Annotated in this window: 15 protein-coding genes; 6 read left to right on the forward strand and 9 right to left on the reverse strand. The window is 70.8% G+C overall.

Annotation, left to right across the window (positions count from 1 at the left end; genetic code table 11):
* Positions 1-83: 83 nt before the first annotated feature.
* From WMF36_RS21705 to WMF36_RS21720, 4 genes are all read right to left on the reverse strand, one after another.
* Complete coding sequence (locus WMF36_RS21705) at positions 84-308, reverse strand: DUF2188 domain-containing protein (protein WP_437581529.1); 225 nt, start codon at positions 306-308, stop codon at positions 84-86.
* 131 nt (positions 309-439) lie between these two features.
* Positions 440-1,573: a glycosyltransferase family 4 protein gene (locus WMF36_RS21710; RefSeq protein ID WP_437581530.1), complete on the reverse strand. Its 1,134-nt coding sequence runs from the start codon at positions 1,571-1,573 to the stop codon at positions 440-442.
* The gene (locus WMF36_RS21715; protein ID WP_437581531.1) at positions 1,570-2,121 is read right to left on the reverse strand and encodes an acyltransferase; all 552 of its coding nucleotides are present in this window, start codon (positions 2,119-2,121) and stop codon (positions 1,570-1,572) included. Before WMF36_RS21715 ends, WMF36_RS21710 begins: the two co-directional genes overlap by 4 nt.
* A 67-nt stretch (positions 2,122-2,188) precedes the next feature.
* Complete coding sequence (locus tag WMF36_RS21720; protein ID WP_437581532.1) at positions 2,189-3,646, reverse strand: sigma 54-interacting transcriptional regulator; 1,458 nt, start codon at positions 3,644-3,646, stop codon at positions 2,189-2,191.
* A 254-nt stretch (positions 3,647-3,900) separates the two neighbouring features.
* Between WMF36_RS21720 and WMF36_RS21725 the strand changes: the two genes are divergently transcribed.
* The gene (locus tag WMF36_RS21725; RefSeq protein WP_437581533.1) at positions 3,901-4,989 is read left to right on the forward strand and encodes an endo alpha-1,4 polygalactosaminidase; all 1,089 of its coding nucleotides are present in this window, start codon (positions 3,901-3,903) and stop codon (positions 4,987-4,989) included.
* Positions 4,990-5,064: 75 nt separating this feature from the next.
* Here WMF36_RS21725 and WMF36_RS21730 read toward each other — a convergent pair whose 3' ends face one another.
* Positions 5,065-9,987 carry an MG2 domain-containing protein gene (locus tag WMF36_RS21730; protein WP_437581534.1) on the reverse strand — a complete coding sequence of 1,641 codons (4,923 nt, stop codon included), beginning with the start codon at positions 9,985-9,987 and terminating at the stop codon, positions 5,065-5,067.
* A gap of 473 nt (positions 9,988-10,460) precedes the next feature.
* Between WMF36_RS21730 and WMF36_RS21735 the strand changes: the two genes are divergently transcribed.
* Both WMF36_RS21735 and WMF36_RS21740 read left to right on the forward strand, forming a co-directional pair.
* Positions 10,461-11,282 carry a hypothetical protein gene (locus tag WMF36_RS21735; protein WP_437581535.1) on the forward strand — a complete coding sequence of 274 codons (822 nt, stop codon included), beginning with the start codon at positions 10,461-10,463 and terminating at the stop codon, positions 11,280-11,282.
* 78 nt (positions 11,283-11,360) lie between these two features.
* The gene (locus tag WMF36_RS21740; RefSeq protein ID WP_437581536.1) at positions 11,361-12,305 is read left to right on the forward strand and encodes a bifunctional methylenetetrahydrofolate dehydrogenase/methenyltetrahydrofolate cyclohydrolase; all 945 of its coding nucleotides are present in this window, start codon (positions 11,361-11,363) and stop codon (positions 12,303-12,305) included.
* Positions 12,306-12,372: 67 nt separating this feature from the next.
* Here WMF36_RS21740 and WMF36_RS21745 read toward each other — a convergent pair whose 3' ends face one another.
* Entirely contained in the window at positions 12,373-13,227 is an 855-nt protein-coding gene (locus WMF36_RS21745; protein WP_437581537.1) for an NAD(P)H-binding protein, read from the reverse strand.
* Positions 13,228-13,399: 172 nt separating this feature from the next.
* Between WMF36_RS21745 and WMF36_RS21750 the strand changes: the two genes are divergently transcribed.
* Entirely contained in the window at positions 13,400-14,335 is a 936-nt protein-coding gene (locus WMF36_RS21750; RefSeq protein WP_437581538.1) for a LysR family transcriptional regulator, read from the forward strand.
* A 121-nt stretch (positions 14,336-14,456) separates the two neighbouring features.
* On the opposite strand, the gene WMF36_RS21755 is transcribed toward WMF36_RS21750, so the two are convergent.
* The 3 genes from WMF36_RS21755 to WMF36_RS21765 all read right to left on the reverse strand — a co-directional run bounded on the left by WMF36_RS21755 (position 14,457) and on the right by WMF36_RS21765 (position 17,538).
* Entirely contained in the window at positions 14,457-15,977 is a 1,521-nt protein-coding gene (locus tag WMF36_RS21755; protein ID WP_437581539.1) for a protein kinase domain-containing protein, read from the reverse strand.
* A gap of 165 nt (positions 15,978-16,142) precedes the next feature.
* Positions 16,143-16,970, reverse strand: a complete 828-nt coding sequence (locus WMF36_RS21760) for a hypothetical protein (RefSeq protein WP_437581541.1) — start codon at positions 16,968-16,970, stop codon at positions 16,143-16,145.
* A 154-nt stretch (positions 16,971-17,124) separates the two neighbouring features.
* Positions 17,125-17,538, reverse strand: coding sequence for a DUF4351 domain-containing protein (locus WMF36_RS21765; protein ID WP_437581542.1), 414 nt, complete (start codon positions 17,536-17,538; stop codon positions 17,125-17,127).
* A 559-nt stretch (positions 17,539-18,097) separates the two neighbouring features.
* On the opposite strand from WMF36_RS21765, the gene WMF36_RS21770 reads away from it, so the two are divergent.
* Entirely contained in the window at positions 18,098-21,745 is a 3,648-nt protein-coding gene (locus tag WMF36_RS21770; protein WP_437581543.1) for a hydantoinase B/oxoprolinase family protein, read from the forward strand.
* A 564-nt stretch (positions 21,746-22,309) separates the two neighbouring features.
* The gene (locus WMF36_RS21775) at positions 22,310-26,644 is read left to right on the forward strand and encodes a peroxidase family protein (RefSeq protein WP_437581544.1); all 4,335 of its coding nucleotides are present in this window, start codon (positions 22,310-22,312) and stop codon (positions 26,642-26,644) included.
* Positions 26,645-26,691: the final 47 nt, after the last annotated feature.

The raw sequence follows: 26,691 nt of genomic DNA on the forward strand, positions 1-26,691 counted from the left end.
GATAACGGAGGCGAATTGGCCATGGGTTTCCCCGCGCGACGTCGACATTCACCCCGAGCCGCGCGAGATGGGACGGGCGGATATCACGCCGCGAGCCGGTGCTCGAGCTCGATCGGAGTGAGCCGCGGGGGCTGTTCGTCGACGACGATCGTGCTGCCCGGATACCTGCGGACGAGCCCCTCCGCCACCTCGAGCGCTTCCTCCTTCGTGCCGTACGGGAGCGAGTGGGCCACGTACCCCTCGACCGCGACGATCCACCCCCGGCCGTCGGGATCCGGCAGGACGTGATACGCGAATTTCCTCATCATGGCGTCACCTCTCGCCCAAAAGCTAGAGCGGCGCCCGCGATCCGCAAGCGACCGGCGCTGCCGCGTTCGCCGGCCCCTCGGTCGACCTGCGCCCCGCGCGAACGCAGAGGAAAGCGCCGGAGCGCGGCGGCTCACCCCCCGTCCTTCGCCCTCGGGGAACGACGTACCAGCTCGTCGTAGCAGCGGCTCAGCTTCTTGAAGGCGACCTCGCTGGTGAATCTCTCCTGGAAGAGCCTCCTCCCGTTGCTCGACCTCTTCGTCGCGACCTCCCTCTGCCCGTCGATCGCCCTGATCGCCTCGCCGACCTCGCCGGTGGACACCTCTTTCAGGAAATATGCGCTCTCATCGCTCAGGATATCCCCCAAGAAGCCCTTCCTGGTGGTGATGATCACGAGCCCCATCATCAGCGCTTCATTGATGGAGTTGTTGTGCCCTTCCCCCTTGTGGCTCGTGGGATAGCAGAAGATGTCGTTCAGCTTGAAATGCCGCAGCACCTCCTTGTGCGGCTGCAATCCAAGGCGCTGGATCTTCAGGTTGGGCTGCTCGGCTTTGGAGTCCATCCACCGCGTGAAATCATCGTGCTCTTTCCCGATGATGGTCAGGCGGATCCTGGTGCCCTGCCTGGCGGCCTCCTCGCAGCCCGATACGACCTCGTAGACGCCCTTGTCCTTGTAGCAGTACCCCACGAACAGGACCTTGAGCTCTTCATCTCTCAGCTTGTCGGAGACCTCGTCGGGGATCTCTTCCGTCGGGATGAAGTTCGGGAAATAGTGCGCCTCTTTCCCGAACGTCTCCTTGACGAAGTCCAGGTACACGCTCCCCTCGGCGAGGACGACCTTGGAGCTCTTCAGGCAGAAATCGGTGAGGCGCCGCGACAGCGGGTTCGTGCTGCTGTACCACTGCATGAAGGCCCCTGCCTTGATCTCGTACAGGACCGGCTTCCCGAGCATCCTGGAGATCAGCACCACGGCGAACTCCCGGGGGATCGCCCCCCGGTACTGCGCGAGGATATGAACGCCGTCTGGCCTCGCCTTCACGAGGCCGGAGATGAAGGCGGAGATGTCCTTGGCAAGCCGCGCGGGAGCGGTGAATGGACCGAAGTCGTACTGGCCTCTCACGGTGTGAAAGCACGGGACGATCGTGAACTCATCGGACCTGAAATGGTTCAGGTACACCGACATGTTGCGCGTGTAGCCGCCGGTGCCGCCCCCGTACGCGTTCTTGAGCTTGGACAGCACGGGGCCGAACAGGAGGATCGTCTTCACTTGAGCTCCTTGAGGATCTTGAACGGAACACCGCCGATGACGCAGTTGGATGGAACATCCTTGTTGATCAGGGTGTTCGCTCCCGCGACGACGTTGCTACCGATGGTGACCCCCCTCAAGACAGTGCACTTGTCCGCGAGCCAGACGTTGTCTCCGATCACGATGGGCGACGTGCTGTACCCCTTCAGGAGCAATCGGTCGCCCTCCATCGTGTAGTTGTGATCGTGATCCACGATCGCCACGTGCTGAGCGATGGTCACGTTGTTCCCGAGGCGTATGGATTCGAACGCGACCACCCTGGAGTACCGGTTGATGACGAAGTTGTCTCCGATGGTCAGGCTGCCGTCAGCCTGCAGCTCCGTGTGGTCGCCCAGGATCGCCTTTCTCCCGAGCTTGAGCGTCCCCCTGGGCGAGACGAGGACGTAGCAGCTCTCCCCGAGCATCCCCACGCCCCCGAGCTCCAGCCTCCGCCCGTGAACCATCTTTGCGAAGGCGAGCCTCAGCACAGAGCATGATTTGTATGCGATGGAGTTCTTTACTATCCTCATGACCGTTTCCTGGGAGTATCGCCCCCGCCCTTCGTCCCTGCGGGATCTCGTGCTCGATCGCCCGCCCTCACCGCCGGAGATCGTATTTTTCCAGCTTGTAGAGCAGCGCGCGCCGCGAGATGCCCAGCCGCTTCGCCGCGCGCGTCTGGTTGTTGCCCTCGGCGGCGAGCGCGTCCTCGATGCTCTTCTTCTCCAGCTCGGCGAGGCGCGCCGGCATCGACGCGTCCTCCGCGGGCGCGCCCGCGCTGGCCGGCGCGCCCGCGCTCGGGGGGGCCGCGCCGTCCCCGGCCACCGAGGCCGGCAGGTGCTCGACCTCGATGACGCCGGCCTCGGCCAGCACGACAGCGTGCTCGACCGCGTTGCGCAGCTCGCGCAGGTTGCCGGGCCACGCGTGCGCCTCGAGCACCTGCATCGCGGCGGGCGCGAAGCGCGGCGCCCGCTCGCTCATGCGCTCGGCGACCTGCTGCGCGAAGCGGTGCGCGAGCAGCGCGATCTCGGCGCGCCGCTCGCGGAGCGGCGGCACGCGGAGGACGAACGTGCTGATGCGATAGTAGAGATCCTGCCGGAAACGCCCGGCCGCCACCTCGGCCTGGAGGTCCCGGTGCGTGGCGCACACGACGCGCACGTCGAGCTCGATCTCCTGCGTGCCGCCGATCCGGGCCATGCGCCGGCTCTCGAGCACGCGCAGCAGCTTGGCCTGCATGGCGAGGGGCAGCTCGCCGATCTCGTCGAGCAGCAGCGTGCCGCCCTGCGCCGCCTCGAAATAGCCGATCTTGCGGCGATCCGCCCCGGTGAACGCGGCCTTCTCGTGGCCGAAGAGCTCGCTCTCGAGCAGCGTCTCGGGCAGCGCCGCGCAGCTGAGCTGCACGAACGGGCCGCCGGCGCGCGGGCTCACGCGGTGGATCTGCTCCGAGACGACCTCTTTGCCCGCGCCCGTCTCGCCGAGGACGAGCACCGTCGTCCGGGCGCGCGCCAGGCGCTGCACCACCTGGAAGACCTTCACCATCGCCTCGTCCGCAACGACGAAGCCGGCGCCGGAGAGCGCGTCCTCCATCACCGGCGCGGACCCCGGCGGCGTCGGCGGTGGAAGACGCGCGGGCGCAGCGATCGCGACGACGATCTCGGCCGGGCCGACGCGGATCACGTCGCCGCCGGCGAGGTCCCGCACGGCGTCGCGCAAGACGGCGCCGTTCACCGAGGTGCCGTTGCGGCTCCCGCAGTCGACGACCTCGAGGGCGTCGCCGTGCCGCGCGACGATCGCGTGGTTGCGCGACACGCGGGGGTCGTCGACGCAGACCGCGGACTCCGGCGCGCGGCCGATCGCGACCACGTCGCCTTCGGTCAGGTCGATCACCCGCGCCGTGCCGTCGGCGGCGCGGACGATGAGCGACGCCTGCCCCTGGGGCGTCCGGCCGCCGAGCGCGCCCTCCGCGGCTTCCAGCTCGGTCGCGACCTCGGCCGCGAGGGGCGGCGGCACCTCGCCTGACGGAGGGGCTGCCTGTCGACGAGGATCTCGCTCCGTCATGCCGTTCGAAGGTTGCGCAAGTGTACGACGCTTGCGCAACGCTCAGCAACGGCGCAGCGCGGCACGGGCGCGAGACCGCGGGGCGAACGCGGAGCGTGCGCTGGCCCTCGCCTTGCAGTGCCTCTCCAGCGCGCACGGAGACGATGCGGGAGCCGCCGTCGCCGGGAGCCATCGCGGGGACCGCGGAGCGTCGAGAGACGCCCCGCGCCGCCGTGCGCCCAGCTTCACGAACGCACGAACCGAGGAGAGAACCCATGACTTATTCCAGCCGTCCGGCGTCCGTTCTCGCGCGCCGCAGCGCGCTGCGGCACGCCGCCGTGTGCTTGACCGCCGCGCTCGCCGCCGCCGGGTGCGGCGCAGATCCGGGCGCCGGCGCGGACGGCGCCTCGGCGGCGAGCGGCGATGCGGTCACCGGCAGCGGCGGCTCCACCGGCAGCGGCGGCTCCACCGGCAGCGGCGGCTCCACCGGCAGCGGCGGCTCCACCGGCAGCGGCGGCTCCACCGGCAGCGGCGGCTCCACAGGCAGCGGCGGCTCCACAGGCAGCGGCGGCTCCACCGGCAGCGGCGGCTCCACAGGCAGCGGCGGCTCCACCGGCAGCGGCGGCTCCACAGGCAGCGGCGGCTCCACGGGCGGCGACGTCTGGGTGCCCGCCCCGGGGACGACGTGGCAATGGCAGCTCACGGGCACCATCGATACCAGCCTGGACGTCGCCATGTACGATATCGACCTCTTCGAGGCCCCGCAGGCGACGATCGACGCCCTGCGCGCGGCCGGGAAGAAGGTGGTCTGTTACTTCAGCGGGGGGAGCCACGAGGACTGGCGCAGCGATGCGCCGGAGTTCCCCGACGCGGCGCTCGGCAACCCGCTCGACGGCTGGCCCGGCGAGCGGTGGCTCGACACCCGCAGCGCCGGCGTGCGCGACATCATGAAGGCCCGGCTGGACCTGGCCGTGACGAAGCGCTGCGACGGCGTGGAGCCCGACAACGTCGACGGCTACACAAACCGTCCCGGCTTCCCGCTGACCGCCGCGACGCAGCTCGACTACAACCGCTTCCTGGCCGCCGAGGCGCACGCGCGCGGGCTGTCGATCGGGCTGAAGAACGACCTCGATCAGGTGAGAGATCTCGTCGGGGACTTCGACTGGGCGCTCAACGAGGAGTGCCACGCGTACGACGAGTGCGAGATGCTCACGCCGTTCATCCGCGCCGGCAAGGCCGTCTTCCACGCGGAGTACGTCGCCGCGTCGAGGGCAGACGCCGTCTGCGCCGCCACGAAGCCGCTCGGCCTCTCGACGGTGATCAAGAAGCTCGACCTCGACGCCTGGCGCATCGCCTGCCCCTGATCCGAGCGCGCCGGCCCCCGCCGGCGCGAGCGCTGGCCGCCCGCCGGCGGCCAGCCCTCTCGCCCGCTCAGTCGCTCACTCCCCCATCACCTGCAGGAGCTGCGCTTCGGAGAAGCTCTGCTGCTCCGGCTGGTAATACGGGTGCACCTCGGCGCCGCCGTCCTCCGCCCGGACAGGCATGGTCGCCTGCAGCCGATAATCGAAGCTCGCCGCGCCGCCCGCGGGGATCTCCTTCACGTAGAGGATCAGCTGCTTGCCCGTGATCTCGAACTTCGAGAGCAGGCCCGCGGCGATGTACTGCTGGAGATCCTCGGTCAGGAGCTGGAAGCCGGGCGGGAGCCCGACGGTCACGAGGACCATGCTCTGCGCCGAGCTCGTCGTGTTCCGGACGTTCAGCGACGCGGTCACGATGTCGTTCACGTACAGCGAGGTCTTGTCGTAGCTCAGGCTGACCGCGAGCGGCCCGCCCCCGTCGCTCGGGACCGCGCTCCAGGGCAGGTTGTGGCGGCTCACCAGGTTGTAGCTGAGCTTCCCCTCCCCCGCGAAGGCGAGCGTGACCTCGTGCGCGCCGGAGGTCGCGAGGTGCGTCAGGTCGACCGTGGTCATGACGTCGGCCTGGTCCTCGCGCAGGGCGACCGTGCCCGTCGGCTCGCCGTCGACCGCGACGGTCACCGACCCGGTGGCGCCCTCGGTCCCCTTGCTCGCGGCGAGCAGCAAGGTCCGCAGGCTCCAGATCGTCGCCTGGGTGGAGCCGAAGTTGCCGTTCGGGTCCTTCGCCTGGGTCAGGAACCTCACGCCGCCGTCGGCGCTCGACCGGTGCGCGCCCGCGGAGAGCAGCGCGTGCGCCGCGAGCGCGGTGGTCGTGACCTTCGCGTCGTCTCCGACCTCGTAGAACGCGGTCTGCGTCCCGCCGTCGTCCCAGAAGAACGCGTCGCCTTCGGCCGTCTTGCGCTCGTCCAGGGCGTCGAGCACCCGGTCGGTCAGCGCGCCGGAGGGGTCGGCCACGGCGAGCGCATTGGCCACGATGGCCAGCGTGTACAGGTCATCGGTCGCCGGCTGCACCGACCTGCCCACGTAGCCGAGCCCCGCCGAGATCTCGGGTCCCGTGTACCCCGCGCTCGCGAGCGCCCAGAGCACGAAGGCGCTGTTGCGGAGCGTGCCCGTGTGGAAGCTGAAGAACTCGGTCTGATCGCCCTCCCACGTGCCGTCCGACTTCTGCTGCCCGGCGAGCCACGCCACGGTCCTGGCGAGCATCGCCTCGTCCACGGCGTGCACCTTGATCATGTCGGCGAACTCCATGACGCCGAACGCGGTGACCGACAGGTAGGGGTGCCCGTCCTGCTCGCCGAACCACGAGAACCCGCCGCCGGGGTGCTCGAAGGTGAGCAGGCGCTGGTACCCCGCCGAGATCAGCGACTCGGCCTTCATCTGGATCTCCGGGGTGATCTGGCCCGTCTGCTTCATGTACTGCGTGACGAGCACGTTGGGCCAGGTGGTCGAGGTGGTCTGCTCGAAGCAGCCCGACGGCACCTGGAGCATGCTGTCCATGCCGCTCACGACCTGCGACAGGAACGCGGGGTAGATCTCGAGATAGAGCTGGTTCGAGCCGGCGACCGCGCCCTCCGGGAACGAGAGGGCGTGGGCGACGCTGCCCGTCTCGAGCATGCCGGACTGGCTCTCGGCGAACGGCTTGCCGTCCGGGACCACGCGCACGGTGCGGGCCACGGCGTCGGCGCCCTCGGTGCCCCGCGCGGTGACCGTGAGCGAGTTGACGCCCACGGTGTCCACGCGCACGGGGAACCGGACGCCGAGCACCTCGCCCGGCGCGAGCGACACCCGCGAGGAGGTCGCGCCGAGCGCGGTGTACCAGCTCCCCGGCTCCAGGCTGAGATCGACCGTCTGCGGCGTCTCCAGGTAGTTGTAGACCGCGATCGGGAACTCGACCTCATCGCCGCGCGTGAGCGTGGCCGGGAAGCTCACGTCGACGAAGAAGTCCTGGAACACCTTGAAGCCGCTCTGCACGCCGCCGAGCTTGCCGTCGGCCGAGTTCGCCAGCGCCGAGAGCCGCCACTCGGTGATGCTGTCGGCGAGCGGGATGCTCAGGGTCGCCGTGCCGTCGGAGCTCGTGATCACGCTCGGGTTGACATACAGGGTCTCGGGGAACTCGCGCCGGACGCGCGGCCCGCTCTCGCCGCCGCCGCCGCCGCTGGGGTCCCCGGCGCTGCCGCCGCCCGCTCCGCTGGCGACGGCCCCATCGGCCCAGCCGCCGTTGTCGCCTTCGGCGGCGGGCCACGACCCCTCGGGCACGTCCACCCCGAGCGCGCCGAACGCGAACACGATCGACGCGTCGTCCGCGGTCTGCGACACCTCGTCGGGACCCGACGAGACCAGCGTGAGCCCCGTCCAGCTGGAGCTCACCTTGTACGCGTTGCCCCACACGTCGAAGGCGCGGAAGCGCTCGGTCGTCCGGCTCCCGAGCAGCGTGACGTACTCGCCCTCGGCACAGTAGTACTGGCTCGGTTCGCATCCGAGCGCCCGGAGGTCCTGGACGGCGCTCGCCGTGGCCTCGGCGAGCCAGGGCTGGAGCGCGCCCCGCTGGCGCTCATGGAACGGCGCGAGCTCGGTTTGCACCTTCGTCAGCACGGAAGGCCACGTGCGCGCCTGGAGGCCGGTGAGCGACGTGCCGGCGAGCGCGGCGAGCGACGCCTGGGTCGTGCGCTGCGCGGCCTCGGCCTGCTCGGGGTCCTCGCTCGCGGTCGCGCTGAACAGGAGGTTCTGGAGGTTCGCCGAGGGGCCGCGGATCTGGTAGCTCGGCTTCGCGAACTCGTCCTCCAGCTCGAAGTAGGTGCGGAGCAGCCCGGGCTGCGCGTCGACCAGCGCGAAGACGGCCTGATCGACCACCTGGACGCCGACCGCGGCGACCTTCGGGTTGCCCGCGTCGTCCTTGACCGAGAGCCGCAGCGTCGCCGTCTCTCCCGGCGCATACAGGGGCTTGTCGGCGGTGACCTCGATGCTGAGCGCCGAATCGCCCCGCGCGAAGACGGTGCGGCCCGAGCGGACCAGGTTGCCGTCGTCGTCGACCAGGTACGCCTCGACCCGGTTGCTGCCGAGCAGGCCGGCGTCGACGGGCATGCTGAAGCGGGCGCGCCCGCCCTCGAGCTCGAGAGAGCGCATGTCGACGGCCTGACCGTCGTTCAGCCAGTCGACGTAGACGCTGCCTGTCTCCTCGCTCGCCTCGATGGCGACCTCGATCGTCTCGCCGGCCTCGTACACGGCGCGGTCGGTGCGCACGATCAGGTGCTCGCCGCCCGCCTGCGCCACGAAATAGAACTCCCGCTCGACCGCCCGCTCGCCCACCGTGGCCCGGACCGAGAAGGCGCCGTGCGCCGAGCCGAGCGGCGGGGTGAAGCTCACCGCGGCCTGGCCGAAGGCGTCGGTGCGCGCGGCGAGCTGCGCGCCGTCCGGCGCGGTGATGACCGCGTCGGTATCGGGGATCGGCGCCCCGAGCGGGTCCGTGATGAAGAGCAGGAGGGTGTTCGGGACCCCCGGGACGAGCTCGCGCGCCTCGGGCACGAGGACGAGGGAGGCCGCGTCCGCGGCGACCTTCACCGGGATCGCCTTGGTGACCGCCTGTCCTGCCGTGTCCGCGACGGTGACCGTGAGCGTCACGGCGGCGTCGCCCTGCTCCAGCGGCAGGCCCGCGAGGCTCGGCGGCAGCGCCAGGCTGAAGCCGTAGTGCCCCTCGGCGTCGAGCTCGCCCAGGATGCGCTGGAACGTCGTCTGACCGACGTCGAGCGACGCCGCCTCGATGGTCACGCTGCCGCCGGCGACGTTCTTGCCGAAGAAATAGCGCGCGTCGATGGTGCCGGTCACCGTGTCACCGGCGCTGTACCAGGGCTTGTCGGTCCTCACGGCGACCTCGAACCTCGGCAGCGCGTACTGCCCCACGTTGACGGTCTTCTCCGTCGTCGTCTCTCCGCTCACGAGACGCACCTTGAACTCGCCGACGTTCACGATGGAGCCGATCCGGAACGTCGTGGCGGCCACGCCGAAGGCGTCGGTCACGACAGGCTTCTTGAAGATCTTGTTGCCCTTGCCGTCCTCCACCTCGAACGTGACCGCCTCGCGGACGAGCGGCGCGTTGTTCCCCCGCTCGAGCGCGAGCGCGCGGAGGTGGATCGTCTGGCCGGGCTTGTAGAGCGGCTTGTCGGTGGTGAGGAGCAGCTTCGGGCCGGGGCCCTCGACGGTGATGCTCTCGTCGACGACCGCGCTCACGCCGAAGCCGAGCGCCCGCGCGGAGACGGGGAGCGAGCCGATCTCGCCGGGCTCCACCTCGAACACCGCGGCGCCCAGCGCGTCGGTCGTCCCGCGGAGCTCCCGCGCCGCGGCCCCCTCGCCCACGGCGAGCTCGACGGCCACCTCGGGCACGGGCTGGTGGGTGAAGGCGTCCGTCGCGCGCACGCGGTAGCTCGCGGCGCGCCCGCGCACCACGCGCGACGGCCCCTCGAGCTGCACGTCGTAGGGTGGGATGACGCGCAGCAGGCTTCGCGTCACGAGCAGCCCCCTCTCCGACCCGTCGTCGATGCGGACGAGGTAGCGCGCGAGCCCCGGCTGCGCGCTCACGGCCGGCGCAGGCAGGCGAGCCTCCGCGGTCGCCGCCGCCGCGCTCGAGATCTCGACGTCGACATCGGTCGTGCCTTGTTCCTTGTCCGCGTCGATATCGACGAGCGTCACGCGCAGGTGGCCGCGCGTCGCCCCCGTGGTCAGGTTGCGCACCGGGATCCGGAGGCGCAGGTCGCCCTCCTCGATCACGCCCCTGAGCTGCGCTTCGTCGACCTCGATCGTGCCGTTCTGCGGCTGATCAGGGCGGCCGAACGGCGCTTGCGGCGCCTCGTCGGAGGAGCAAGCGGCCCCCGAGGACGCGCCCGCCAGCGCCAGCGCGGCAAGCAGGTGGGGTGAGCTCCAGCGTCGGCGGATTGCATCGAAGCGAACGCGCATAAGTCCAGTCCTCCCGAACGGCGCTGGCACAGCTCCAGCGACCGGCGCGTAGATTGCATCCGGCGTACCAGGACGCTCGAGCAGCAAATCCGCGGGAATAGACGCGGGTCGTCCCGGGGATGTGCCACCTTGTGCCCGGGATCTGGCTCACGCGATGCTCCCGGCGCGGCGCTCGTGGAGGGGTCGCTCCGCGCTCGCGGGGGCGACGGCGGTCGACGGCGCCCGGAGGGGGCGCTCGTCATGAAGCGTGGCGGCCATCTCGCGATCGCACCGGAGAGTCGCCGCGAGCCGGCCCTGTCAGGATCGCGGTTCGGGCTCGCGCGATCAGCATAGATGACCTCCCTGACAACACGCCGACACAGCCCAGGACAAGGGCTGTCGGGTCTCCTCGCTCGCTGGCGCTCCCCTGGACATCGGCGCCCGACCGTCTCAGGCTCTCGCTCGAGCACGAGGCTCTTCGTTCAGGAGGAACCATGCAGATCGACTTCGAGATGCCTGTGATCGCGGAGGGCGGCCTTGATGCGGGCGTGCTCGACCGGGTCCTGGTCGACCGGGAGCGGGGCGTGCTGACCCATGTGGTGCTCCGTTCACCGCTGGCGAGCGAAGAGCTCCTTGTATCGATGGATCTCGTGCAGGGCACGACGGGGGGCGAGCTCCGCCTGCGGCCGGGTCGAGACGAGCTCCTGGCGCTGCCTCGGTACTACGACGGACGGACGACGGCGCAGCCGGCGGGGCGGGTCGACACCTCGCTCGTCCCGCAGCCGCCCGAGCGGAGGCAGGAGCTGGAAGAGGCCCTTGGGGTCACCGAGGATACGGTCGAGCTCGGCCCCGAGACGCGGGTGATGACCGCCGATGAGGCCGAGGTGCAGCTCGTGGGCATCGGCGCGAACGACCCCGGCAATGACATCTCGCGGCTCCGCGTGCGCGGCCCCGCGGGCGCCGAGGCCGACTTCCCCGCATCGTGGATCGAGGTGATGCGCGAGGACGTCGTGGCGCTGACGGTGACCCGGGACGACGTCCTGCGGTTGCGCCCCGCGCCCAGGCGCCGTGACGGGAACCTCGCGGACCTCGAGGGGCTCTCGGGGATGGGCGGGCTCGACGGCGACACGCCCGAGGAGGTGTTCGGCGCGGACTTCGTCGATGAGCTGCGTGACAAGGGCGGAATGGTCCTCAATGTGCCCGGCACGAGCGGCCCCGGCGAGGCCGCCGACAGCCGCGTTGGAGAGCCCGTCGACGCGGGGGCGGGGGCCGGGGTGGAAGGGGTGGAAGCCGAGCGGCAGCGCCCCTCACGGTGAGCTCACGATACGGGCCGCTCGACGGTGCCCGTCTCGATCTTGACAGCGATGCTGGCGCGTGCTCGTCTCCGCGCCCAAATGGACCCGCACGACAAGCCGGCGCGCCGGGACACGGGCACGGCCAGAGTTCTCGATCCGACCGCGGTGGCGGAGGCGTTCCGAAGCGAGATGCGGGCGGAGATCGCCGCCCTGCCTGAGCCGCTGTTCCTGGTCGGCGTGCTCGCTGCGGATCACGGGCCTTCGTATACGTACGCGGAGTACACGCGCAAGGCGTGCGAGGACGTGGGGGTCCGCTTCGAGATCCGCCACGCCACGCGGCTCAGCGCCGAGGCCGCCATCCGCTCGGCGAACGAGGACGCGGGCGTGCACGGGATCATGGTGTATTACCCGATCTTCGGCACGGAGCAGGACGTCTATCTCCGGGACAGCGTCGAGCCGTCCAAGGACATCGAGGGGCTCCACACGTTCTGGGCACGTTGCCTGTACGGGAACCAGCGTTTCCTGGACGAGGCGAGGACGAAGAAGGCGATCCTGCCCTGCACGCCGCTGGCCATCGTCAAGCTGGCCGAGGCGGCCGGCTACTTCGGCCAGGGCGAGCGGCCCCTCGAGGGCCGGAGCGTGTGCATCTTCAACCGCAGCGAGGTCGTCGGGAGGCCGCTCGCGAGCATGATGGCGCACGACGGAGCGCACGTGACCTCCTTCGACATCGACGGTCCCCTGCTGTTCGTCCCCAGCTCGTCCGGCGGCACGCACGAGGTGCACGAGACGACGGTGGACCGGGCGAGCGCGCTGCGGCAGGCGGACATCGTGGTGACCGGCGTGCCTTCGCGGAGCTTCCCCCACGTGCAGGCCGCCGAGATCCGCGAGGGCAGCCTCTGCATCAACTTCTCCACCTTCAAGAACTTCAGCGACGATATCCAGAGCAAGGCGAGCGTGTTCGTGCCGCGCGTCGGGCCCATGACGGTGACCATGGCGATCCGCAACAGCCTGCGGCTCTACAAGAACACCCACCCGACCGCGTGAGCCCGGCGCGCTCGCGGCGGTGAGGCGCGCGGCCGCGCGGAGCCGTCATCGCCTGCGCTCGCCGGCGTCAGTCTCCGGTCCACGCCCGCGCGTGCTCGCGCGCCCAGGCCTCGAAGGTCATCGGTCTCCGCCCGGTCACGCGCTCGACGATGTCGGTCTGCATGGCGCCGTTCCCCGCGCGGATACGCTCGATGAGCTCGCCGACGGCCGTGGCGAGCGACGGGGGGGTCCCGGCCTCGATCATCCTCCGCCTGGCGGCGTCGATCGAGACGTCCACGCGCCGCAGCGGCGTGCCGAGGACGCGCGCGAGGATCTCCACCTGTTCCGGCGTGCTGAGGAGCTCGGGGCCAGTCACTTCCAGCGCCTGTCCCAGGAGCTCTCCCGTGATCATCGCGCGCGCGGCGACCGCGGCGATGTCGCGCGGCGCGATCGGCGCGGTCTTGCCGTCTCCGTGCGGATTGTACACCACGCGCTCGGCCCGGATGGACCGGGCCCACTGGAAGGTGTTCGACATGAACGTGCCGGGGCGGATGAACGTCCAGCGGAGCCCGGACGTCTTGACGAGGTGTTCCCTCTCGGCGTGGCTGCGGGCGAGCTCTACCGTAGGCGCGCCGGCGCTGATGCTCGACAGGAGGACGATGCGGGGCGCGCCGCTCGCCTGCGCTGCCGCGAGGAAGCCTCGGACGTGATCGATGCCGTCGGCCGCCGCGACCGGCAGCAGGAACGCCGCCCTCACGCCGTCGAGCGCCGGCGCGATCGTGTCCTGTCGCGTGAGGTCCCCCACGGCCTTCTCGACCCTGGCTCCCCAGCGAGCCACCTTGCGCTCGTCGCGCGTGAAGACTCGAACCTTCTCTCCGGCGGCGAGGAGCTCCTCGACGACTTCCTTCCCGACGTTACCGGTAGCACCCGTGACCAGGTACATGAGTGTCTCCTTCCAGGTGACTCCTCGGATCAACCCGTGAGTCGCGCGTGAGCCGTCGTGTCGCGATCGCGACCGAACCGAGCCACCCGTTCTGGAGAGAACCTAGGACTGTTCCACGGGGTTGATTAGTGTTGACCTTCAGGAAGGATCGTTCCATGAATGGGACAATCTGATGCTGCCCGACCTCAACGAGATCGCGGTCTTCGCCAGGGTCGTCCAGGCGGGCAGCTTCACGCGGGCTGCGCGCGAGCTCGGGATGCCGAAGTCGACGGTGAGCCGGAAGGTGTCCGAGCTCGAGGCGCGGCTCGGGGCGCAGCTGCTCCGGCGGACCACGCGCAAGCTCGGCCTCACCGACATCGGCGCGGTGTACTACGAGCGCTGCGCGCGCATCGTGGCCGATCTCGACGACGCGGACCGGACCGTGACGCAGATGCAGGACGGGCCGCGCGGGCTCTTGCGGGTCACGGCCCCGCTGCACTTCGGGTGGATCGGCGGCGTGGTCGCCGAGTACCTGCGCGATCACCCCGAGGCGAGCGTGGAGGTGGTCTGCACCGATCGCATCGTCGATCTCGTCGCCGAGGGGTTCGACGTGGCGCTGCGGTTCGGCGCGCCCAGCGACGCCTCGCTCGTCGCGCGCCGCCTCGGGGCGCTCCCGCGCTACCTCGTGGCGGCGCCCGCGTACCTCGCGCGGCGCGGCGCCCCGCGCGCGCCGGCGGACCTCGCGGGCCATGACGTCCTCGTGTCCGCGGGAGCGCGCGCGGGGGAGCCGCCCGGCGCGCGGTGGGTGCTCGACCGCGGCGCCCGGCGCGCGGAGGTGCGCGTGACGCCGCGAGCGACGGCGAACAACCTCGAGGTGCTGCACCGGATCGCGCTCGCGGGCGTGGGCATCGGGATGCTACCCGCCATGCGCTGCGAGCAGGACGTGCGCGAGGGGCGCCTCTCGCGCGTCCTCGACGAGTGGAGCCCGGCCGACGTGCCGCTCCACGTCGTCTATCCCGGCACGCGGCACCTGTCGCCGAAGGTCAGGGTGTTCCTCGACCTCGTGCGCGAGCGCATGGCCCCCGCGCTGCGCAACCGGCGAGAGGGCGGAGCAGGCGCCGGGAGGTAGCTGGCTCACCGGCCGGAGCGAGCCCGCATGAAGGCGGGAAGGCCGTCGATGTCCTCGTCCCGCATTCCCGCCTTCCGCCTCGGATCTGACCGCCATCCGCCGTGCGGAGCAGCCGACGAGATCACATGTGCTCGGTGGGATCGTCAGGAGCGGCCCTTGGCCTGGCGGGTGGCGACGTGCCTTTTCTGATGGATGGTGAAGGCGAAGGCGGCGCGTGCACGGGCGCGGATGCGCTGGTCGGCGCCGCGGGGGCTGGCGTCGCGCTCGCCGCGGCGGGGACGCTGTCGGCGGGCGGCGGAGGAGGCGCCGTCGCCGCCGCGGAGGGCGCTGTCGCGGACAGCGCTGCTGCGGAAGCAGGCGAGTCCGCCGAGTCGAGCCGCGGTGTCGGGGCGTCGCTCGACGCGGTGATGCGAAGAACAGCGTAGGTGACGAGCCCCATCGCGAGCGCGCCGAAGGTGAGCGGGATCCAGACGCGGCGGCCGCGGCTCGGCGGCGCGATCACGCTGCTTCCGGCCGGCGCCAGCGTGCTCGCGGTCTCCTGGAAGGCCGGCGCGCCGCCCTCCGGGGCGCTGCTGCCCGGCGAGCCCCGCGGGAGGTCGAATGGGCTTGCCGGAAGGGTGGACAGGAACGCGCCGCCGTCCGACTCCCTCGCGTCGGGGCCTGAACTCGGCGTTCCAGGGCGGGCTCCCATGGCGCCTGGGCTCGCTCCCGGCGCGTCGCCGCGGACGACGAGCACGGGAGAGGCGCCCTCCGCGGATGCCAGCGGCGCCGGGGCTCCGGTCCTCGCCCCCGGCGAGCTGACCGCCGCGCCGAGCGCCTCGGCGAGCGCGCTCGCGTTCTGGAACCGATGCTCGGGGTCGCGCATGAGCGCGCGCGAGAAGAACCTGTCCACCTCGGGCCCGACCTCCGGCGCGAGGCTGGACGCCAGGGGGGCGTCCTCGGTGCAGATGGCCACGAACACCTCGCCGATCTCCTCGCCTGGGAACGGGAGCCTGCCGGTGAGGCAGCGATAGGCGATCACGCCGACGGACCAGAGATCGCTGCGCCAGTCGAGGGTCTTGCTCCGGCGCACCTGCTCGGGGCTCATGTAGTAGGGCGAGCCGACGAGCGTGCCCGTCTTCGTCTCCTTGCCGGCCAGCAGCATGCCCGGGGCCTTGGCGATCCCGAAGTCGAGGACCTTCACGAGCTCGTCGTCGTCCTGGCGCGAGAGGAAGAGGTTCGCCGGCTTGAGGTCCCGGTGGATGATCCCCATCTCGTGCGCGCGGCGCAGGGCCTTGCACACCTGCGTGACGATGCTCAGCGTGGCCGCCATCGAGAGGCGCCCCTCGCGCGAGAGCCGCGTCTCGAGGTCCTCGCCGTCGAGGAGCTCCATCACGAGGAACGGCGTGTCGCCCTCGATCCCGTAATCGTGCACATGGACGACGTTCGGGATCTTGAGCTGCGCCGCGGCCCTCGCCTCGCGCTCGAAGCGCGCCCGCGCGGTGGACGAAGCCGCGTACTCGGACGCCATGAGCTTGATCGCGACCCCGGCGTCGAGCTGGAGGTGCCGGGCTACCCAGATCGCCCCCATGCCGCCTCGCGCGAGCATCCGCTCCAGGCGGTATCTTCCAGCGATGACACTGCCTTCTGCGAGCGAAATCATGAGCTTCGGCCTCTCGCTGGGATGACGTATCCAGGGGCCCGGGAGCCAGCGCTCCGGGGCGTCTCGCACCCAACGAAGCAAACGAACGGGCCCCCCGCAACAGGATCCGGCCCGGGGGCGGGAGCGCGCGCCGTGGCGTCGCCTGTCTCGCGCGGCGCGAGCCGCCTACCTGCGTCTCGGTCGCGTCGTCGAGCCCGCGGCGCCCAGCGCTGCCGGCGCGGCGGCGGCGCGCCCGGCGCCCTGCGGGGCCCGGAGCTCGCTCGCCCTGGATCGCCGCGCGGGAGCGCTGCCCTGCGACGTCAGCGGCTCCAGCGCGGCCCGCAGCTCGGCGCGCACGTGCGGGCCGAGGAGCTTCTCCGCCATGGCGCTCAGGCGCCCGGCGAACGTGGCCATGATGCAGCCGGCGCGCTGGTCGTCGCGGTCCGGGGCCCCCGAGCGCCGGTAGTGCCGTGCGTAGTCGCGCGTGATGGCCCCGAGGTCGCCGCCGACGTGGACCGCCTGTCGCATGAAGAGCCGCGCGGCGCGCTCGTTGGCGATCGGCGGCATCTGCGCGAGGGTCAGGGCGACGTCGGTCCTGCCCACGGCGAGCAGCATCGAGACCACGCGCTGGCGGGCGATCTCGACGAGCCTCGGGGCGAGGGTGTGCTCGTCGAAGACGTGGACGTTCGGCGGCACGAGCTCCCCGCGCTCCGTGCCGAGCTCGCTCAGGAACGCGTTGAGCACCGGCGAGCGCGTCGGCGCTGCCTGCAGGTACTCCCGCGCGCTCCCCGCCGTCGGCGCGCCGCCCGGCGGCGGGTGCGGGCCGGCGTCGGGCGTCGCGGGCGCCACGGGCGCCTGACGTCGCGCGGCGCGCGCCTGCCGTGCCCGCTCGAAGTGCCTCTCCGCGCTCCCGGCGCGCTCATCCGCCGCGGCGGGATCCGTCGCGCCGAGCAGCGCGACCAGCCCCGCCGCGTGGGCGGCGGTAATGTGCGGAAGGGGTTTCTGTCTGGACATTCGAGCAGGCTCTCTCTTTTCCAGAGCTGCTCGGGCGTTTACCACACCGTGCAAACAGTTGTACAGCGCTGAACCCCGGTTCCCAGGCGCACGTACGCGGGCACGAGGCCTTAGTGAGGCGGCGGAGCCACGTCCAGCGCGGCGAGACGTGCCCTCAGGGCTCGCTCAGCACGTCGGCCAGTGTCGGCGCCGTGAGCACGCGCTCGGACCAGCGATCGAGCTCCGCGATGTCGGCGGCGTTGATCCGCGCGACGGCGGCACCGGGCAACGCGCCGAACCGCGCGCCGAGCTGCCTCAGCAGTACGTGCCGGCGCCCCTGTTGCAGGCCTTCCCGCAGCCCCTCCCGCAGCCCCACCTGTCTTCCGCGCTCCACCAGCTGATCGGCTGCCGACACGATCTCCTCCTTCCAGGGTTCTCCCGCCGCGACCAGGAGCCGTTGCAGCCACAGCTCGGCGAAATCGATCTGCGACGACAGCTCGGGCGACAGCGCTTGCCGCAGCTCTCCCGCCGCGTGCTCGACCTGCGAAAAGGCGGCCTTGAACAGCGCATCATGCGTGTTGGTCTGCATCGGTCGATCGACACAATGCCTCATGGGCACGCCGCCGACACCCTTTTTGGCGATGCACTTTTGCGCATCAACTCAGGCGACTCTCCGTAATTCAGACCTCGCCTGTCCATTCGCACGCACGCCTGCGCCGCACGCATCGAACGGGAGCACGGCGCACGGCGGGCCGAGGCTGGATTCACGAACGAGAACGAAAACTTATCGTCCGTTCACACATTTTGTTGGCACAATGTCACCGCCAGCTCGGCGAGGTCGCGCGGCTCCTGCGCAGGCTGTCCGGCGCGTACGACCAGGCAACCCGTGCCGCCGGCTCGCTGTGAGCCCGGAGGCGCAGACGCCCGCGCCCCCGGCGCGCGAGCGCAGCCCCAGAAGAGACGCTAGAACGCCAATCATGTTGAAACCGGGAGAAATTTCACAGGGAGGCGGGGAGGCGGGGAGGAAGAAAAAAAAAGAATCTCTCACTCTCGCCGTCTCTCGCTCCCCGCCTCCTCGCCTCCCTGTGAAATTTCTGCTTTTTTTCGGGGCTTCAACCCGTTTGTCGCTCTAGCAAGGAGCGGAGCCCATGACGTCGACCTCGAGCAAGTGGCAGTTCTGGATCGACCGCGGCGGGACGTTCACGGACGTCGTCGCCAGGCGGCCGGACGGTTCCCTCACGACCGCCAAGCTGCTGTCGGAGAACCCCGAGCAGTACGCCGACGCAGCGGTCGAGGGCATCCGCCGCCTGCTCGGCCTCCCGCCCGGTCAAGTCATCACCCCCGACCAGGTCGCGTGCGTGAAGATGGGCACCACGGTGGCCACCAACGCGCTGCTCGAGCGCAAGGGCGATCGCACCGTGCTTGTGACCACGCGCGGCTTCCGCGACGCGCTGCGCATCGGGTACCAGAACCGCCCTCGCCTGTTCGACCGCCACATCGCGCTGCACGACCTCCTGTACGAGCGCGTGATCGAGGCGCGCGAGCGCATCGACGCGCGCGGCGAGGTGATCGAGCCGCTCGACGTCGCGGCGCTGCGCCGCGACCTGGACGAGGCGTTCGAGGCCGGCGTCCGCGCCTGCGCCGTCGTGTTCATGCACGGCTACCGCTTCACGGCGCACGAGCGGCGGGCGGCCGGGATGGCGCGCGAGGTCGGCTTCACCCAGGTCTCCGCCTCGCACGAGGTCAGCCCGCTCATGAAGCTCGTCTCGCGCGGCGACACCACCGTGGTCGACGCGTACCTCTCGCCCATCCTGCGCCGCTACGTCGAGCAGGTGGCCAGCCAGATGCCCGGCGTGCCGCTCTACTTCATGCAGTCGAGCGGCGGGCTGACGCTCGCCCACCGGTTCCAGGGCAAGGACGCGATCCTGAGCGGCCCGGCCGGCGGCATCGTCGGCATGGTGCGCACCGCGCTCGCAGGCGGGCACGAGAAGGTCATCGGCTTCGACATGGGCGGCACCTCGACCGACGTGTCGCACTACGCGGGCGAGCTTGAGCGCGCCTTCGAGACGCAGGTGGCCGGCGTGCGCATGCGCGCGCCGATGATGAGCATCCACACCGTGGCCGCCGGCGGCGGCTCCCTCCTCGGCTTCGACGGCGCGCGGCTGCGCGTGGGCCCGGAGTCGGCCGGCGCGAGCCCCGGCCCCGCGTGCTACCGCCGCGGCGGCCGGCTGGCCATCACCGACGCCAACGTGATGCTCGGCAAGATCCAGCCCGACTTCTTCCCGCGCGTGTTCGGACCGGGCGCCGACGAGCCGCTCGACCGCGAGGTCGTCGAGCAGCGCTTCCGGGCCATGGCGGAGGACGTGCGCCGCGAGACGTCGCGCCCGATCACGCCCGAGCAGCTGGCCGAGGGCTTCCTGCAGATCGCCGTCGCGAACATGGCCAACGCGGTGAAGAAGATCTCGGTCGCGCGCGGCTACGACGTCACCCAGTACACCCTCCAGTGCTTCGGAGGCGCCGGCGGCCAGCACGCCTGCGCGGTGGCCGACGCCCTCGGCATGCGCCGCGTCCTCGTGCACCCGCTCGCGGGCGTCCTGTCCGCCTACGGCATGGGCCTCTCCGACCAGAACGCGATGCGCGAGGCCGCGGTGGAGCGGCGCCTCGACGAGGCCGGCCTGGCCGCAGCGCACGAGGCGCTCGCGCGCATCGGCGGCGACGCGGAGGCCGAGCTCGTGGAGCAAGGGTTCTCGCCGGAGCGCGTGCGGCAGCGAAGGCGCGTGCACGTGCGCTACGACGGCACCGACACCGCCCTCGTCGTGCCGTACGGCAGCGCCGAGGCGATCCGCGCCGCCTTCGAGGCGGCCTACCGCAACCGGTTCGCCTTCCTGATGCCCGACAAGGCGCTGGTCCTGGAGAGCGTCTCGGTGGAGGCGATCGGGCCGGGCGACGCCGCCGAGGAGCGGCCCGCCGAGGCGCGCCCGCACCGCCCCGAGGCCGATGCCCGCGTGCGCATTTACTCCGACGGCGCCTCCCGCGACGCGGCGCTGTACAGGCGCGAGCGGCTGGGGCGCGGCGCGGAGATCGACGGCCCCGCCATCGTCGCCGAGGCCAACGCCACGACCGTCATCGAGCCCGGCTGGCAGGCCGAGATCACCGCGCTCGGCCACATGGTGCTCACCCGGGCGTCGCCGCGCCCCGAGCGCCGCGCGGTGGGCACCGCGGTCGACCCGGTGATGCTGGAGGTGTTCAACAACCTGTTCATGAACATCGCCGAGCAGATGGGGCTGCGCCTGCAGAACACCGCGCACTCGGTCAACATCAAGGAGCGGCTCGACTTCTCCTGCGCGCTGTTCGACGCCGAGGGCAGCCTGATCGCGAACGCCCCGCACATGCCGGTGCACCTGGGCTCGATGGGCGAGTCGATCAGGACCGTGATCGCGCGCAATCCCGAAATGAAGCCGGGGGACGTGGTCGTGCTCAACGACCCCTACCACGGCGGCACGCACCTGCCCGACGTGACGGTGGTCACGCCGGTATGGGACGAGCAGGGCGCTCGCGTGCTGTTCTACGTGGCCTCGCGCGGCCACCACGCCGACATCGGCGGCATCACCCCGGGCTCGATGCCGCCGTTCTCCAGGACGATCGAGGAGGAGGGCGTCCTGCTCGACAACCTGAAGCTCGTCGAGGCCGGGCGGCTCCTCGAGGCCGAGATCCTCGCGGCGCTGGGCAGCGGCCCGTACCCGGCGAGGAGCCCGCAGCAGAACCTGGCCGACCTGCGCGCGCAGATCGCGGCCAACGAGAAGGGCGCGCAGGAGCTCTGCGCGATGGTGGCCCAGTTCGGGCTCGACACCGTGCAGGCGTACATGAAGCACGTGCAGGACAACGCCGAGGAGAGCGTGCGCCTCGCGATCGCGCGGCTCGACCCGGCGCTCCTCCGCGACGGGCGCTTCACGCTGCCGCTCGACAACGGCGCGACGATCGCGGTCGCCGTCCGGATCGACCGCGCGCGCCGCTCGGCGGTGGTGGACTTCACCGGCACGTCGGCGCAGATGGACAACAACTTCAACGCGCCGCGCGCGGTGACCCTGGCCGCCGTGCTCTACGTCTTCCGCACGCTCGTGGACGACGACATCCCGCTCAACGCCGGTTGCCTGAAGCCCATCGAGGTCGTCGTCCCCGAGGGCTCGATGCTGAGCCCGCGCCCGCCGGCCGCGGTGGTGGCAGGCAACGTGGAGGTGTCGACCTGCGTGACCAACGCGCTGTACGGCGCCCTCGGCGTGCTGGCCAGCAGCCAGCCGACCATGAACAACTTCACGTTCGGCAACGACAGGGTCCAGTACTACGAGACGATCTCGGGCGGCTCGGGCGCGGGCATCGAGCTCGGCGCGGGCGGCGCGCGCGGCTTCCCGGGCACGAGCGTCGTGCAGACGCACATGACGAACTCGCGCCTGACGGACCCGGAGGTGCTGGAGCATCGGTTCCCGGTGCGGGTCGACCGCTACGAGATCCGCGAGGGCTCGGGGGGCGCCGGGCGCTTTCCGGGCGGGAACGGCGGTACGCGCGCCGTGCGCTTCCTCGAGCCGATGACGGCGTCGATCCTGTCCAACGGGCGCTCGACGGCCGCGTTCGGCCTGGCCGGCGGGGGCGCGGGCGAGCCCGGGCGCAACCTCGTGGCGCGCGCGGACGGCTCGATCAAGGTGCTGTCGCACATCGGGTCGGTGGAGGTGGGTAGAGGTGATGTGTTCGTAATCGAGACGCCGGGCGGCGGCGGGTATGGAGCGCCGGTGCCTGACTGAGGCAGCGCGGACCCCGGGGCGAACTGCCTGTTGCTGCCGGGGTGTGCCGGTGGCCACGCGCCACCCTGGAAGATCGCCGCCTGCGCCGCTCCGGCGCCGTTGAAGGCGAATGGAACGTCAGGGTCATGCTCGCGTGTCTCCCGCCTTTTTCTTGTTCACGGGCTGTGTGGTGCGTGCACACGCGCTCGCGTACACACCACTCCTCGTGAAGTCCAAGGCATCCTGCGTCGGCGCCTCCGCCGCGCGAGGCGTGTTTGATCGCGCTCTCCTGTAAACCCCTGTGGCACGCGAGCATGCGTGTGCGCGCACGAGCGAGACCTCACCGCGTTATCGCCGTACGGCACCCGGCTTGCCAGCAGCCTGTCCCCCAGCTCGCACAGGTGACCACGAAGAGAGGTGCGCGCAGCGCGCGGCAAAGAACGCGCTGCGCCGCACGTCGCGGGCTGCATGGAGGAGATATAGATGTCAAAGATCGCCAGCCACACAGGGTCTGGCCGCGGGCGCGCCGTCTCGACGCGCCCAGCGTCACGCAGGCAGCGCGCCGCCGTTCGCGGCGTACGTGCGGTGAATCGATGGTCGACGGTGCTCGCGCTCGCCGTGCTCGTATCGATCGCCGGCAGTCTCGCGATCGCGCGGACGGCCAGCGCCCAGGCTCCCGTCGGAGCGGGGTTCAACCTCGACGCCGGCGACCTGCGGTTCATCTTCCGGCAGATCGAGATCGCCCAGGCGCACGCGGCCGGGGGAGAGCTGCTGGGGCCCGGGTCGAACCAGGTCAACGAGCCGCGGCTCCCGTTCGGCCTGCGGACGGTCGACGGGTCGTTCAACCACCTCCTGGCCGATCAGACGACGTTCGGCGCCGCGGATCAGCTCTTCCCGCGCATGACGACGCCGAGCTTCCGCGCCGCGGAGGCCGGGACGTCCTACGCCCAGAAGACGGGGCAGGTCGTCGACTCTCGGCCGCGCGTGATCAGCAACCTGATCGTCGATCAGACGGACGGCAACCCGGCCGCTCGCGCGGCGGCTGGTCCGGACGCCGAGCCCGACCCGTCCGGCACGCTGTTCATCCCGAACGTGGCGCCCGACGCCGGCCTGTCCGCGCCGTTCAACGCGATCTTCCCCTTCTTCGGCCAGTTCTTCGACCACGGCCTCGACCTGTTGTCGAAGGGCTCCGAGACGGTCTTCGTGCCGTTGCAGCCGGACGATCCGCTGTTCGTACCGGGCAGCCCGACCAACTTCATGATCCTGAACCGAGGCGCGAACCACCCCGGGCCAGACGGCATCCTGGGGGACGACCCCGCGACCCCCGGCGTCGACGAGGGCGCCGACGATCTGCAGGAGGGGAGAAACAGGACAACGCCGGTCGTCGACCAGAACCAGACCTACACGTCGCACCCGTCTCACCAGGTGTTCCTGCGCGAGTACGAGATGGTCGGTGGTCAACCGGTGGCGACCGGCAGGGTGCTCGGCGGCGTCGGCGGCAACATCGCCACCTGGGGAGAGGTCAAGCAGCAGGCCGCCGAGCTGCTCGGGATCGGGCTCGTCGACACCGACGTGCTCGACGTGCCGCAGCTGGCGACAGACCCCTACGGCCGCTTCCTGCGCGGCCCGAACGGCTTCCCGCTGCTCGTCATGGCGGACGGCGTGACGATGGTGGAAGGCGACCCGTCGGCCCCCCTCTCCACCGTGGGCTCGAGCAAGACCGGCCATCAGTTCCTCGATGACATCGCGCGCGCCGCCATTCCCACGAGCCCCGCGTACGACGCCGCGCTGCTCGACGCGCACTTCGTCACCGGCGATGGCCGCGGCAACGAGAGCATCGCGCTGACCGCCGTCCACACCGTGTTCCACTCGGAGCACAACCGGCTCCGTGACAACATCGATCAGCTGATCAACGGCCCCGGCAGCCTGCTCACCGCGGAGGAGATCACGGCGTGGAACACCACGGATCCGGCGTCCGGCTGGGACTACGCCGAGCGGCTGTTCCAGGCGGCGCGGTTCGTCACCGAGGTGGAGTACCAGCACCTCGTGTTCGAAGAGTTCGCGCGCAAGGTGCAGCCGCTGATCAACCCCTTCATCGTGGACGGCATCAACTTCCAGAGCGAGATCAACCCGGCGATCGTGGCCGAGTTCGCGCACGCGGTCTATCGCTTCGGTCACTCGATGCTGACCGAGACCGTGTCCCGCACCGTCGCCAACCCCGACGGGACGACGACGGACCACGACATCCCGCTCGTCGATGCGTTCCTCAACCCCCTGGCGTTCAACAACGTAGGCGGCCAGGTACTGACCGCCCGCGAGGCGGCCGGGGCCATCTTCCAGGGCGGGACGCGGCAGATCGCGAACGAGATCGACGAGTTCAAGACAGAGGCCCTGCGCAATCGCCTCCTCGGGCTCCCGCTCGATCTGGCAGCGATCAACCTGACGCGCGGCCGGAGCGAGGGCATTCCTCCGCTGAACGCTGTGCGCCGCCAGCTCTACGAGATCAGCGCCAACTCGAGCCTGGTTCCCTACGAGAGCTGGAAGGACTTCGAGCTCGGGCTCAGGAACCGGGAGTCGGTGATCAACTTCATCGCCGCGTACGGCCAGCACCCGACGCTCGCCGCGGCGACCACGGTGGCAGAGAAGCGCGCCGCGGCGCAGGCCCTGTACGCCGACGCCGGCTTCATGTTCGGCGGCGCGGGTCAGACAGGCGTCGAGAACATCGATCTCTGGGTCGGCGGTCTCGCCGAGAAGCAGGCCCCGTTCGGCGGACTGCTGGGCTCCACGTTCAACTTCGTGTTCGAGACGCAGCTGGAGAACCTGCAAAACTCCGACCGGTTCTACTACCTGGAGCGCCTTGACGGGTTGAACCTCCTGGTCCAGCTCGAAGGCAACTCGTTCGCGGAGCTGATCTCGCGCAACACGACGGCCGCAGGCATGCCGGCCGACGTCTTCGCGCGGCCGGACTTCGTGCTCAACGTGCCGCGCATCGATGGGCCGGGAGGTTCGATCCAGGACGACCCCACGACGCCGGACGACGAGTCGGCGATGCCGGATCTCCTCCGGATGCCCGACGGGACGTTCCGCTATACCGGGACGGCTCACGTCGTCTGGAACGGCAGGGACGACGCGGATGACCGCCTTGAATCCAGCGAAGGTGACGACACCCTCCGCGGCGATGGCGGCAACGACCGCCTGGAAGGCGGCGACGGCAACGATCAGTGCATCGGCGGCCTCGGCGACGACATCCTCATGGACACCTTCGGCGACGATGTCCTCAAGGGCGGCGACGGCAACGACGCCCTCAGCTCGGGGCCGGGCTTCGACCTGAACCAGGGCGGGCGCGGGAAGGACTACATCGTCGGCGGGTCCGACGGCACGGAGACCTTCGGTGGACCGGGGGATGATTTCATCTTCGCCGGCGACGCGGAGGATACGGTCTTCGGTGACGACGGCGACGACTGGATAGAGGGCGGCCCGCAGCTCGACCTCCTGCAAGCCGACGCGGGCAATCAGTTCCAGAACGACCCGAACGGTGGCCACGATGTCATCATCGGCGGCCTCGGAGACGACGACTACGACTCCGAGGGCGGCGACGACATCATGGTCAACGACTCGATGGGAACCGAGCGAAACGAGGGCATGCTCGGCTTCGACTGGAGCACGTACCGCGGGGACCCGTTGCCGGTGGACGCCGACATGGCGATCCCCGTGCTGGCGCCGCCGACGCTCGACGAGCTCCGTGACAGGTTCGACCGCGTCGAGGGGCTGTCGGGGTGGATGCACGACGACATCCTGCGCGGCGACAGCCGCGACGCAGCCGCGATGATCCAGCACGAGCTGACCGAGGACGGCAGCGCCCGGATCGAGGGGCTGCGGACCCTGCTCGGCGGTGCGACCACGTTCACGGGCGGCAACATCCTCCTGGGTGGCGCGGGCAGCGACCTCATCGAGGGGCGCGGCGGCGACGACATCCTCGATGGGGACGCGTGGCTGAACGTGCAGATCGAAGGGCCGGACGTCGAGAATGGCGGCACGAGGCGGGCCGACAGCATGCTCGCGTTCCGGACCGACGTGTTCGCGGGCAGCGTCAACCCGGGCAACCTCCACATCCGTCGCACCATCGAGCTCACGGGCGCCGGCGCGGCCGACGTGGACACGGCGCTGTTCTCGGGTCCTCAATCCGAGTACGTCGTCTCCACGAACCCGGACGGCAGCTTGACGGTGAGCCATCAGGACGGGGCAGGCGTCGACGGCACGGACATCGTGCGAAACATCGAGCAGCTGACGTTCGCGGACGGGACCATCCAGCTCGTGAGCGGCAGGCTGTTGCAGGTGCCCGGCGTCGTCGGCGAGACGCAGGAGGCAGCGACGGCGACGATCGCGAGCGGGATGCTGCTGTTGGGCGACGTCACGTTCGAGAACAGCGACACGGTCGCGGCTGGCAGCGTCATCCGCCAGACGCCGGCCGCGGGCGAGACGGCGTCGCCGGGCAGCCCGGTGGATGTGGTCGTCTCGCTCGGACCGGCCGAGCCGGTCCTCGCCGCGACGGTCGTCGGCGCCACCCTGGGTGCCCGCGCCGTGACCAGCCCGTCGATCACGCCGGCGGCGAACACGTTGCTCGTCGCATACGTGGCGACGGGTGGCCTGACGGGGGCGGGCACGACAGTCACCGGCATCACGAACACGGGCGTCCCCCTGACCTGGACGAAGGCAGCCCGATGGAACAGCCGGCGCGGAACCGCGGAGGTCTGGTGGGCACATACGACGCCCGCGCACGCCAGGATGACGGTCACGGCGAACCTGAGCCAATTCCAGCCCGCCGCGCTGGTCGTCATGGCGTTCGCCAACGCTGACCCGTCGTCGCTCGCGGAGATTCTTGCCGGTGGGGTGAACGGCGCGCCGCGCCGCCTGCCCTGATGACCGCAGACGTGCCTCCATCCATCCGCCGCGCGGGAGCCCTGCAG

The organism is Sorangium sp. So ce887, assembly GCF_051521455.1.
In the GTDB taxonomy this organism is placed as follows: domain Bacteria; phylum Myxococcota_A; class Polyangia; order Polyangiales; family Polyangiaceae; genus Sorangium.

Coding starts and splice junctions, on each gene's coding strand:
- WMF36_RS21705 (WP_437581529.1), bottom strand. CDS start 308: ATGATGAGGAAATTCGCGTATCACGTCCTGCCGGATCCCGACGGCCGG.
- WMF36_RS21715 (WP_437581531.1), bottom strand. CDS start 2,121: ATGAGGATAGTAAAGAACTCCATCGCATACAAATCATGCTCTGTGCTG.
- WMF36_RS21720 (WP_437581532.1), bottom strand. CDS start 3,646: ATGACGGAGCGAGATCCTCGTCGACAGGCAGCCCCTCCGTCAGGCGAG.
- WMF36_RS21725 (WP_437581533.1), top strand. CDS start 3,901: ATGACTTATTCCAGCCGTCCGGCGTCCGTTCTCGCGCGCCGCAGCGCG.
- WMF36_RS21730 (WP_437581534.1), bottom strand. CDS start 9,987: ATGCGCGTTCGCTTCGATGCAATCCGCCGACGCTGGAGCTCACCCCAC.
- WMF36_RS21735 (WP_437581535.1), top strand. CDS start 10,461: ATGCAGATCGACTTCGAGATGCCTGTGATCGCGGAGGGCGGCCTTGAT.
- WMF36_RS21740 (WP_437581536.1), top strand. CDS start 11,361: ATGGACCCGCACGACAAGCCGGCGCGCCGGGACACGGGCACGGCCAGA.
- WMF36_RS21745 (WP_437581537.1), bottom strand. CDS start 13,227: ATGTACCTGGTCACGGGTGCTACCGGTAACGTCGGGAAGGAAGTCGTC.
- WMF36_RS21750 (WP_437581538.1), top strand. CDS start 13,400: ATGCTGCCCGACCTCAACGAGATCGCGGTCTTCGCCAGGGTCGTCCAG.
- WMF36_RS21755 (WP_437581539.1), bottom strand. CDS start 15,977: ATGATTTCGCTCGCAGAAGGCAGTGTCATCGCTGGAAGATACCGCCTG.
- WMF36_RS21760 (WP_437581541.1), bottom strand. CDS start 16,970: ATGTCCAGACAGAAACCCCTTCCGCACATTACCGCCGCCCACGCGGCG.
- WMF36_RS21765 (WP_437581542.1), bottom strand. CDS start 17,538: ATGCAGACCAACACGCATGATGCGCTGTTCAAGGCCGCCTTTTCGCAG.
- WMF36_RS21770 (WP_437581543.1), top strand. CDS start 18,098: ATGACGTCGACCTCGAGCAAGTGGCAGTTCTGGATCGACCGCGGCGGG.